The organism is Paraburkholderia sp. 2C, assembly GCF_054589215.1.
In genome coordinates this window covers 302,025-312,774 of sequence record NZ_BAAILL010000045.1, presented here as the reverse complement: position 1 = coordinate 312,774, position 10,750 = coordinate 302,025, and the positions used below count along the sequence as shown (strand labels likewise).

Annotated in this window: 10 protein-coding genes; 5 read left to right on the top strand and 5 right to left on the bottom strand. The window is 64.8% G+C overall.

Annotated features, from left to right (window positions below; all coding sequences use genetic code 11):
* Window positions 1-89 precede the first annotated feature (89 nt).
* Window positions 90-722 (bottom strand): LysE/ArgO family amino acid transporter, encoded by a 633-nt coding sequence (locus ACYPXD_RS23320; protein ID WP_459716537.1) that lies wholly within the window; start codon window positions 720-722, stop codon window positions 90-92.
* A 98-nt stretch (window positions 723-820) separates the two neighbouring features.
* Between ACYPXD_RS23320 and ACYPXD_RS23315 the strand changes: the two genes are divergently transcribed.
* From ACYPXD_RS23315 to ACYPXD_RS23305, 3 genes are all read left to right on the top strand, one after another.
* A complete protein-coding gene (locus tag ACYPXD_RS23315) occupies window positions 821-1,714 on the top strand; it encodes a LysR family transcriptional regulator ArgP (RefSeq protein WP_459716535.1) in 894 nt (297 codons plus the stop codon).
* Between the two features lie 209 nt (window positions 1,715-1,923).
* Window positions 1,924-2,265: a helix-turn-helix domain-containing protein gene (locus ACYPXD_RS23310; RefSeq protein ID WP_459716532.1), complete on the top strand. Its 342-nt coding sequence runs from the start codon at window positions 1,924-1,926 to the stop codon at window positions 2,263-2,265.
* Window positions 2,249-3,607 carry a type II toxin-antitoxin system HipA family toxin gene (locus tag ACYPXD_RS23305; RefSeq protein WP_459716528.1) on the top strand — a complete coding sequence of 453 codons (1,359 nt, stop codon included), beginning with the start codon at window positions 2,249-2,251 and terminating at the stop codon, window positions 3,605-3,607. Before ACYPXD_RS23310 ends, ACYPXD_RS23305 begins: the two co-directional genes overlap by 17 nt.
* An 83-nt stretch (window positions 3,608-3,690) precedes the next feature.
* Here the strand turns inward: ACYPXD_RS23305 and ACYPXD_RS23300 are convergent, their stop codons facing one another.
* A complete protein-coding gene (locus tag ACYPXD_RS23300; RefSeq protein ID WP_459716525.1) occupies window positions 3,691-4,998 on the bottom strand; it encodes an MFS transporter in 1,308 nt (435 codons plus the stop codon).
* On the bottom strand, window positions 4,995-6,080 hold the full coding sequence (locus ACYPXD_RS23295; protein ID WP_459716521.1) for a PRC-barrel domain-containing protein: 1,086 nt from the start codon (window positions 6,078-6,080) through the stop codon (window positions 4,995-4,997). Before ACYPXD_RS23295 ends, ACYPXD_RS23300 begins: the two co-directional genes overlap by 4 nt.
* A 561-nt stretch (window positions 6,081-6,641) precedes the next feature.
* Between ACYPXD_RS23295 and ACYPXD_RS23290 the strand changes: the two genes are divergently transcribed.
* Complete coding sequence (locus tag ACYPXD_RS23290; RefSeq protein ID WP_459716517.1) at window positions 6,642-8,048, top strand: NCS2 family permease; 1,407 nt, start codon at window positions 6,642-6,644, stop codon at window positions 8,046-8,048.
* Window positions 8,049-8,210: 162 nt separating this feature from the next.
* Here ACYPXD_RS23290 and ACYPXD_RS23285 read toward each other — a convergent pair whose 3' ends face one another.
* Together ACYPXD_RS23285 and ACYPXD_RS23280 are read right to left on the bottom strand one after the other, a co-directional pair.
* Window positions 8,211-8,393 (bottom strand): hypothetical protein, encoded by a 183-nt coding sequence (locus ACYPXD_RS23285; RefSeq protein WP_219799709.1) that lies wholly within the window; start codon window positions 8,391-8,393, stop codon window positions 8,211-8,213.
* A gap of 106 nt (window positions 8,394-8,499) precedes the next feature.
* The gene (locus ACYPXD_RS23280; protein ID WP_459716513.1) at window positions 8,500-9,414 is read right to left on the bottom strand and encodes an NAD-dependent epimerase/dehydratase family protein; all 915 of its coding nucleotides are present in this window, start codon (window positions 9,412-9,414) and stop codon (window positions 8,500-8,502) included.
* Window positions 9,415-9,536: 122 nt separating this feature from the next.
* Between ACYPXD_RS23280 and ACYPXD_RS23275 the strand changes: the two genes are divergently transcribed.
* Window positions 9,537-10,424 carry a LysR substrate-binding domain-containing protein gene (locus ACYPXD_RS23275; protein ID WP_459716510.1) on the top strand — a complete coding sequence of 296 codons (888 nt, stop codon included), beginning with the start codon at window positions 9,537-9,539 and terminating at the stop codon, window positions 10,422-10,424.
* Window positions 10,425-10,750: the final 326 nt, after the last annotated feature.

The window sequence follows — 10,750 nt, the reverse complement described above, 5'->3', positions numbered from 1 at the left end:
GCGCGCGGCTCGACGCCGCGCAACGCAACTGAACCAGCGGAACTGAACCAGCGGAACCGAGCTAGCGGAACTGAGCTAGCGGAACTGAGCTAGCGGAACTGAGCGACCGCCAGCAGCAGGACCATCCCACCGATCGCCCCATCGAGAATGCGCCAGGCACCGGCGCGGCGAAACAGCGGCGCAAGCACGCGCGCGCCATAACCGATCGCGACAAACCATCCGGCGCTGACGGCCATTGCGCCGAGCGCGAACGCGGTACGCGCGCCTTCCGGCTCGCGCGCGCCGGCGGTGCCGATCAGCAGGAACGTGTCGAGATACACGTGTGGATTGAGCCACGTGAACGCGAGCGTCATCAAAACGATCGGGACCGTGCGCTGCACTTCGCCAGCCGATGAGGGCGTGCCGGAGGCCGTGCCCGCATCGAGCACCGCGCCGTTCGGCCGCAGCGCACGGCGCAGCGCGCTGACGCCGAACCATGCAAGATAGGCGAGGCCGACGTACAGCAGCGTGTGGATAAACACCGGGTAGCGGCTGACGAGCACCGACGCGCCGCCGACCCCCGCGCCGATCAGGATAAAGTCCGACAACGCGCACAGCAGCACGATTTTGCCGACGTGCGCGCGCATGATGCCTTGCCGCAGGACGAACGCGTTTTGCGCACCGATCGTTACGATCAGCGACGCGCACAGCGCCGCGCCATGAGAGAAAGATATCCAGTTCATCGTGTATTAAAGCGCTATAAAAGAGTGGATCGCCGCAGTCTGAAGTAATCTGTCGGCTAAGAAAACCTAATTCTCTTAATACCGATTAAGGAACGCTAATGCTGGACTATGCGTTGTTGGACGCGCTTGCAGCGGTGGTCCGCCACGGTTCATTCGAGCGGGCGGCGCGCGAACTGAACGTCACGCCGTCGGCGGTATCGCAGCGGGTGAAGCTGCTCGAGGAACGCGTGGGCAGCGTGCTCGTCAAGCGCGGCTCGCCGTGCGTCGCCACCACTTCCGGTGCGCTGCTGTGCCGGCACACCGAGCGCGTGCAGCTGCTCGAGGCCGAACTCTCCGGGCCGTTGCCCGCGCTGCCCGGCGCGCAGTTGCAGGCGTGGCCCACGCTGCGCGTCGCGGTGAACGACGACAGCGTGGGCACGTGGTTTATCGATGCGATTGCCGGCTTCTGCGTCGAGCGAGACATGCTGCTCGACCTCGTGATCGACGATCAGGACCATACGGCGCAGTTGATCCGCGACGGCAGCGTGCAGGGCGCGGTCACCACCCAGGCCGAGCCGGTGCAGGGTTGCCGCTCGACGCGGTTGGGCCGGATGCGCTACCTCGCGGTTTGCACGCCGGCATTTCATGAACGGCATTTCGCCGAGGGCGTGACGCGCGAAACGCTGCGGCGCGCGCCTTGCGTCGACTTCAATCCGAAGGACGAACTGCAGAAGCGCTTCATGCGCAAGATCACGCGCGCAGAGATCGATCCGCCGAAGCACTGGATTCCGCACGTCGCCGGCTTCGTGCGCGCGTGCCTGACCGGGCTGGGCTGGGGCATGTGTCCCGAGCGGGTGGTGGCGCCGTCGCTCGCCCGCGGCGAGCTGATCGATATGTTGCCGGGCAGGCATCTCGACGTTGATCTGTACTGGCAAAGCTGGCGACTGTCGATCGGCTGGCTCGACGAGTTCGGCCTGGCGCTGCGCGAGCAGGCGGCGCAACTGCTGGACTGAATGCGCGATGAATGTGCGGCCGGACGCCGGCGGCGCGCTGCGGGAACGTCCGGGTGCACGACAGGGGACGGCAATAATATTCATATTTGAATCGTTATTGGGTTTAATTGGTCAGATATGACAAAATATCTGCATCAGTCGCTTTGACTATCGTGCGTTTTTATCTATACTGACCACTTATCAGTCATAACGTGTCAGATACGACAAAAATGAAGCGCAACAACAAGGACTTTGCGTCCGCGGATCTCCAGCGCCGCTCGGTTGCTCTCGGGCGCGCGGTGGCTGCTGCCCGCATCGCGCGCGACATGTCGCGGCAAGATTTTTCCGAGCGCGCCAATATCAGCCCGAGTACGCTCGTGCGGATCGAAAAAGGCGATGTATCGGTGAGCTTCGCGTCGTGGCTCCATGCGTTCGAACGTGCGGGCCTTTTGGGCCTGCTCGATCCGCTCGCGATCCGGCAAAACGACGTGATCGGTGAGGCGCAGCGGGAAGCGAAATCTCGCAAGCGCGCGCGCAAACCCGTTTCGAAGACAGGTGAGTACGATTTCTAGCTCGACCAAGGCACCGGCAAAAGTGCCGGGGCCGCCGCTCGCGACATGGCCGACCGAATGGCGCAAGTACGTCTTCATCGTGCTCGAGGGCACGGCTGAAGCGGTGCCAGCGGGCCTGCTCGTCCTTTTTGAGGAAGGCATCAAGCCGGTCGGCGCGACTTTCGTGTATGGCAACAAGTACCTGCAGCGTGCGCATGCGCTCGCTGTGGACCCGGTCAGCCTGCCGCTCGAAGAAGCGAGAGCCCATAAGGAAACGGTGTTTCAGTCGCCCCCCGGACTCGCGCTGTTCGGCGCGATTCGCGACGCGGCGCCCGACTCGTGGGGCCGCCGCGTGATCGAAAACATGCTGAAGGCCGCGCCGGACAGCCTGCCGGAAACCGAATATCTCGCGCATGCGGGGCCTCACCGCACCGGCGCGCTCGACTTCCGCGATTCGCCGACCGCGCCCGCCGAACCCGGCAAGCTGCCGGACATCAAGGAACTGTCGTATCTGCTCGACGCCGCCGCGCTGATCCAGCAGGGCCGGCGCGTGCCGCGCAACCTCCAGTCGCTCTTCAGCGTCGGGGCCACGCTTGGCGGTGCGCGGCCCAAAGCGGTGCTGCTCGAAGCCGGGCGGCAATGGGTGGCGAAGTTTCCCGCGTTTCGCGACAGTTTCAACGTGCCCGTTATCGAGCGCGCGACGCTCGAACTCGCGCGTCTATGCGGGCTGCGTGTGCCCGAGACGCGACTCGTGCACATGCCCGATGGGCGCGACGTGATGCTGATCGAGCGGTTCGATCGCGTGCCGTTGCAAAGGGGCGAATTCGGCAAGCGGCACGTCGTGAGCGCGCTCACGATGCTCAAGATGCACGAGTTCGACACGGGCTCGGCCGAATACGCGAACCTTGCCGACACGATCGCTGAACTGGGCGCCAGCGGTTTCGTCGGCGCGGACAAGACCGAACTCTTCAAGCGCATGGTGTTCAACATCCTTGTCACGAATGACGACGATCACCTGCGCAATCACGCGTTCGTATGGGACGGTGCGAATCGCGGCTGGCGGCTCAGCGACCTGTACGACGTCGTGCCGAAGCCGCAACCGGGTTCGGAGCGTTTTCTCGTGCTGGGCGTGGGGCCCGTGGCGGGGCGGCTGGCCACGCTCGATAACGCATTGTCGGCCGCTGGCCGGTTCGGTCTCTTGAAGCACACGGCAGCGCAGATCATCAAGGATCTGTCGGCCGTCGTGCGCGAATGGCGCATGCATTTCGAAGCGCTCGGCGTGCCGCCCGGCGAATGCGACAAGGTCGCGTCGGCATTTCGCAAGCCCAGGGACATCGGCCTGCGCGCGGTCGAAAAGGCGTAGCGGCGGCGCGTCCACGCCGCCGCGCGCTTGTCTTACGCGGCTTTACCCGCGAGCGGTCGCGCGCGACTGCTACCCGCTACCCGCTACCGCGCTTCGGGTAACGCATCCGTCTTGTGCTGCGTGCCCGCATTGCGCGTTTCCGGCATCGCGGCCCACACCAGCAGCACGGCAAGCGCGCCCGCGCCCGCGAGTCCGAAGAAGCTGATCGCATTGCCGAAGCGGTCCGCGATAAAACCTGCCAGCGACGTGCTCAGCGTCGCGCCGATGCCCGCCGCGAGCCCGAAGAGGCCGATACACAGGTTGTAGCGGCCTTTGCCGCCCGCCACGTCGGCGGCGATCAGCGGCAGCATCACGCCGAATACCGCGGCGCTGATGCCGTCGAGCATTTGCACCGGCACGAGCAGATACGGGCTGCTCACGCCCGCGAACAGCAAGGCGCGAATCGGCAGCGCGGAAAAGCCGAGCAGCAGGATCGGCCGCCGGCCCCAGCTCTGCGCGGTCCGGCCGACCCACGGCGAGAGCAGCGCGACGATCGCCTGCGGCACGATGATGCACGCGGCGATCACGAGCTGAACGTTGTCGCCCATGCTCGCGGTCACTTCGCCGGCGGCGAGGTTCAGCATCGCCGCGTTAGACAGATGGAACAGCACGACGCACATCGCGAACACGAGCAGCCGCTTGTCGCGCAGCAGTTCGAAAATCGACTCGCGCTGCTCGGGCTCGACGGGGGCGTCGTCCGGCGCCGGCTCCGCGAGCGGCGACGCCTCGGCGTCGTCGAACGATGGTTCGCGCGCGCGCGGCGCGGCCGGCGCGCGGGGCAGCGCGTTCGGCAGATGAATCATCGTCAGCGCGAAGAGCGCGGGCATCGCGAGCGCGGCCGTCAACCAGAACACGGCGCGTGCGGAGAAATATTCGCCTGTCAGCCCCATCAGGCCCGCCGCGACCGCGCTGCCGATCGATGCCCAGCGCGCGTTGCGGCCGAGCCGGTCGCCGAGATCCGCGCGCCCGACGAGTGCGAACGAGATCGCGGCCATCGCCGGCACGAGCATGCAACTCGCGAAGCCGTGCAGTACCTCGGCGGCCATCACGGGCAGCACGGTCGGGCTGACCGCAAGCAGCAGCGCGCTGGCGATGATCGCGATGGTCGCCCAGGCGGCGGCCGCCTTCTTGTTGCGCAGCGCGTCGACGGCGGCGCCGCCCGGCACCTGGCTCACCATCGCGCTGATCGTGCCGACCGATAGCGCGAGGCCGATTTCGCCCTGGGTCCATTTGTGCGTCGCGAGATACGACGCGATAAACGGCCCGAACCCCGTTTGCACGTTCGCAACGAAGAAGTTGAGCCAGTCGAGGGCGCGGAGACTGCGTGCGTTGACCATGAGCCGGCTCGTCATCGGGAAGTGCGCGCGGAAGAAGCCGTCGCGCCGGACGACGAAGCAGGCGGCGCAGCCGTCGCTGCCGCCGGTGGCGCGCCGCTCGCGGCCGGTGCCGACGTAGCGGGCGGGCTTGACGCCGTCGACGCCGGCGCTTGCGGCGGCGCAGGCGACACCGCAACGATCGGCTTGCCGTTCTCATAGGAAGGCGACGCCTTGATCTGTGCCTCGTTCAGATCCATCAGCGCGCGCAGCGATTTGTCCTTCGGCGTGAAATGCAGCGCCGACCAGCTCGCCGCAATCGAGCGCCGGTCGAGATTGATGATGCCGCTTACGTCGATGACGACCGCTTGCGGTTGCGCATTGCCGTCGATCAGCACATCGATCACGCGGCCGACCGGTGCGCCGTTCGGCCGTTCGACGGTGGTGTCGAGCAGCGGCAACTGGCCGTCCGGCACCGGCGGCGCGGGCGGCACCCCGGCGAGCGGGGTGGCAAGCGAGGTCGACGGCTTCGCGCGGCCGACCGAGGCCATCTGGTTCGGCGGCAACGTGATGGTGATCGGCGCGGGCTTCGCGCTCGGATTGAAGCGGAATGCGCTCCACGGGAAGCTCGCCTTGCGATCGCCGATGCCCATGAAGCCTTGCAGATTGACGACGAGTTCGCGCGGCGCGCCGTGCGCGTCGACGGTCAGATCGACCGCGCGGCCGATCACCTTGCCGTCGGACCGCTGCACTTCGCTATCGAGCAGACCTCGCACCGTGCCGCGGTCGATCGTATGCGTCACGATCAGCGGCGGCGGCGGAGGCGGCGGCGGTGGGGGGGGCGGGGGCGGCGGCGGAGGCGGCTCGACCTTGTGCGGCCGCACGATGACCCGCTTGGGCTTCTTCGGCTGAGCGGGCTCGGCCGGTTCGGTTTCCTCGGGTTCGGTTTCGACGACCGGCGGCGCGGGCGGCTCGACGATGCTCGGCACGGCCTCGACAATCGGCGCGGGCTCCTGGTGGACAGGGCCGAACAGCGCGCAGCCCGACAGCACGAGGGCCGAGAGCGCCAGCACGGCGAGAAACAGCAGTCGGAAAGCCGGACGTAGGAAACCGCCGCTCATCAACAAGGACTCCATGGCGTGAAGCGGGACGCCCGGGAGCATCGCCGCGATCGGTGCAGTGAAACGTGCATTTGAAACGGGCTGTAAAGCGTGCGGTGAAACGAGCTGCGAAACGTGCTGCAAAACGTGCGGTCAAGCGTGCTATGAAGCGTGCTATGAAGCGTGCTATGAAGCGCGCGAGCGCCACATTCATCGCGAGCATGAATGCGCGGTCAAAAGCGCGCTGCGGACAGAGTGTAACCTGCTGCGCCCCCGAAGCCGGGTTTGCCGCGCGCTGCGCACCGCGGCACGACGCGCTTTTGCACGTTTTTCCCGCCTAGGTGTAAACACCGGGCGCGCCTGCCGCCACTCCCGCGCACTCGGCGATATAAGCGTCGCGACATGCCGGGCATGCCTTCGCCGCGATAGGAGACATATTTGTCTTCACCTACCCTTCGCAACTACAGAAAGGCGGCGGCGCACGCACGCGATACGCACAAGCCGCACGACAACTCGACGAGACGAACCTGATGACGGCTTCCGCATGGCCGTTTCAGCTTGCTGATAAAGGAGGCACTCACCATGATGGAATCCCAGGCGCACGCGCAAAGCTTGCCGGCAACCGACCTCGACGACGACACCGCCGTTTTCGAAGACACGTATGAGGGAATAATCGATCGCTATTTCGAAGTGTCGGCACGCGGCAGCACGCAGCGCCGCGAAGTCGTCGCCGGCGTCACGACGTTTCTCGCGATGGTTTATTCGGTGTTCGTCGTGCCAGGCATGTTCGGCAAGGCCGGTTTCGATACGAGCGCGGTATTCGTCGCCGTCTGTCTGACGACGGCGTTTGGCTCGCTGCTGATGGGCGTGTGGGCGCGCCTGCCGATTGCTATCGGCTGCGCGATCTCGCTGACCGCGTTTACCGTATTCGGGCTCGTGCTCGGCAAGGGATTGCATCCGACCGTCGCATTGGGCGCGGTGTTTCTGATGGGCCTGGTGTTCACCGCGATCTCCGTGACGGGCGTGCGCTCGTGGATTCTGCGCAATCTGCCCGCGGGCGTCGCCCATGGCACGGGCATCGGCATCGGGCTTTTTCTGCTGCTGATCGCGGCCAACGACGTCGGGCTCGTGATGAAGAACCCGGGGCCGGGCATGCCGGTGTCGCTCGGTCACATCACGTCGCTGCCGGTGGTCATGACGGTGATCGGTCTCGCGGCGATCTTCGGGCTCGTGCGGCGCCGCGTGCCGGGCGCGATCCTGATCGTGATTGTCGCGATCTCGGCGCTCGCGCTGCTGCTCGATCCGGCCGTCGCGTTTCATGGCGTGTTCGCGCTGCCTTTGTTGAGCGCGCCGGGGCATACGTCGCTGATCGGTGCAATGGACCTGAAAGGCGCGCTGTCGCTGGCAGTGCTGCCAAGCGTGCTCGCCCTTGTCATGACCGCGGTGTTCGATGCGACGGGCACGATCCGCGCGGTCGCGGGGCAAGCGGGCCAGCTCGATCAGAACGGCCGCATTATCAACGGCGGCCGTGCATTGACGGCCGATTCCGTGAGTTCGATCTTTTCCGGCCTGATGGGCGGCGCGCCGGCTGCCGCGTATATCGAGTCGACCGTCGGCGTGGCCGCCGGCGCGAAAACGGGCCTCGCGGCCGCGGTTGTCGGCCTGCTGTTCCTCGTCGTGATGTTCTTTGCGCCGCTCGCCGCGCTCGTGCCGTCGTATGCGACCGCGCCCGCGCTGATGTATGTCGGGCTCCTGATGCTGTCGAGCGTCAGCAAGCTGCATATGGACGATATGGTCGACGCCATGTCGGGCCTCGTCTGCGCGGTGTTTATCGTGCTGACCGCGAATATCGTGACCGGCATCATGCTCGGTTTCTGCACGCTCGTGATCGGCCGGATCGTGAGCGGCGAGTACAGGAAGCTCAATGTCGGGACCGTTGCCATCGCAACCATTCTTGCGGTGTTCTATCTGGGCGGTTGGGCGATCTGAGGGCGTTTGAGCTCGTCCGGAAAAACGTAACGCCTGTTGCAGGCGAATAGCGGTGTCCGGCTGGCGGTTTCCTCCACGGGTGCGGCGCGGTCTCTTTGCGCGGCACCCGTTGTTTTTTGCGCGCGGCTCGTAGGCGCGATCGAGGTCGATGCGCAAGCCGCGCTATAACGACATTTCGAAAGCGGGTCTGAGAAACAGGTGGATTGCCATCACGACGAGTCCCATCGCGGCGGCGGCGAGCGTCAGCGTACCGTACTCGTCGTATCGCATGTCGTACAGACACGCGACCAGAAAGAGAATCGCAAGCAGATTGGTCAGCCAGTCGAAGTTGAGCGCGAGCAACATCGGCGAATCCGGGCTCGCCCGGCAGAATCGTCTATTCAGGTGACGCGATTCTATCGAGTTGAGCTTACGGATTCGCAACGAAGTCGCGCAAATGCGACGTAAGCTGTTATTCAGCCGATGCCGTGCGGATCATGTCCTGCCTGATCCAGTCGATTACCGATGTGCGCTTCGGCGTCCAGCCGAGCAGTTCACGCGCGCGCGTCCCGCGCACGCGGCTGTTCGAGCCGAGACCGTACGAGGCCATTTCGTAGCCCCATTCTTTTTTCGCCTCTTCAAGCGGCCAGTCTTGCGGCGCGCCGAGACCGAGCGCTTCGGCAATCGCAGCGCTCATTTCGCGGAACGACGCTTCGCCGCTTTCAACGAAATAGAACGTGCCGGCAGGGGTTTTCTCGAGCGCGAGACGATAGAGTTCGACGACGTCGTCGAGATGCACGTTCGACCAGATATTGCCGCCGCTGCCGACGTGCCGCACGATGCCGCTCTTTTGTGCCTGGCGAACGAGGCGCGGCAACTGCACGCTTGCGCTGCCGCCGATGGCGCCATGCCCATAGATCAGCGTATTGCATAGCACCGCTGAGCGAACGCCGCGCTTCGCGGCGTCGAGCACGAGCCGATCGATTGCGACGCGCGCGGCTTTGTCGGCGGTTGGTTCGGGTAACGTATCTTCGTGATAGATCGCAGCCGCGCCCGCTTCGCCACCCGACGCATCGCCGACGATGCTCGAGCCGCTCGTATGCAGGAAGGGCTTGTTCGAACCGGCGAGCCCCTCGATCAATGCCTCGACCGCGCCGCGATGATCGCTGCTCGCTGCGTTGATGACAGCGTCGGCGGCTCGAGCCTGCGAGATCAGCAGTTCGCGGTCGTCGAGCGAACCGATGACGGGCACGACGCCGAGGCGTTCGAGTTCGGCAGCTTGTTCCGGTTTGCGGATCAGCCCGCTGACATGATGTCCGGCGCGCACGAGGCCGGCGGCGATCGAACCGCCGATAAAGCCGTTTGCGCCTGTGATGAAGATGTTCAAGATGTTCTCCCATGCCGCGTTTGGCGGCGTTGAACGGAAAGACGATATGAACGCAGTATGCGGCCGGGCGATTCTCGCAAAAAGCGTGTTAGTCTCAAATCAAACTTGATTTGAAATCAACAATGAAGACTTCGACCGATGAATTGCAGGTCTTTGTGACGGTGATCGACAGCGGGTCGATCACGGCCGCCGCGGAGAAGCTGCAACAGACGGTATCGGGCGTGAGCCGCGCGCTGTCGCGGCTCGAGAAGAAGCTCGATACCGCGCTGGTGCGGCGTACGACGCGGCGTTTGCAGCTGACCGAGGAAGGCGAGCTGTATCTCGCGAAAGCACGCGCGATCCTCACTGCGATGGAGGAGGCCGAGGAGTCGGTCGCACGGCGGCGCAGGCGTCCGTCGGGGCCGCTGAGGGTGGACGCGGCGTCACCGTTCATGCTGCATTGCATTGCGCCGCATATGAAGGCATTTTCGGCGTTGTATCCGGAGATCAGGCTCGAGTTGACGAGCAACGAGCGGACCGTCGACTTATTGAAGCAGCGGGTGGATATCGCGATCCGCATCGGCGAGTTGCAGGATTCGACGCTGCATGCGCGAGCGTTGGGCAGCAGCAAGTTGAGGCTGGTGGCCAGTCCCGGTTATGCGGCGGAGCGCGGGCTGCCGCGCTCGGTGGATGCGTTGCACGAGCATCGGCTGATCGGGTTTACGGCGCCCGAGCATTTGAACCGGTGGCCGTTGCGTGATGGCGAGCGCGACGCGTTAAAGATCGAGCCGGGTATCGCGGCGTCGAGCGGGGAGACGTTGCGACGGCTCGCGATCGATGGGTGGGGTATCGCTTGCCTTGCGGATTTCATGATCGCCGGCGACCTGCGGGAAGGGCGGCTGGTAACGGTGCTCGAAAATGTGCTCGTGGATCGGCGGCAGCCGATTCATGCGGTGTATTACCAGAGTGCTTCGCTTGCGGGGCGGGTGAAGTGTTTTCTGGATTTTATTCAGGGGAGGGTGAGGCTTTAGCGAGGGGGCGCAGTCAGTCTGGCAGCCGGATGAGTCGATGGCTTCGCGCACGGCGTGCTAGAAATGCGATGTCGTTAGATATCCAAAAAGACAGGTTATGCATGAAGTTGCGGCGAGCCGCTAGATGACTGGAGAAGCACTGCAACACGTATCACCGATGCCGATGAGTCCTCGTCCAAGCGTATAGGCGTCGCACCGCTTTTCTCTGCTGCTTCGTCGTGGCGAAGCGAAAGAAAGTGCGGTGAGTCGATCCCGAACAACCCTTCGCATGACTTGACTTGCAGTAACCATCGATCTGCGAGGCTCGGGTAGAGCGGGGCGTTCAT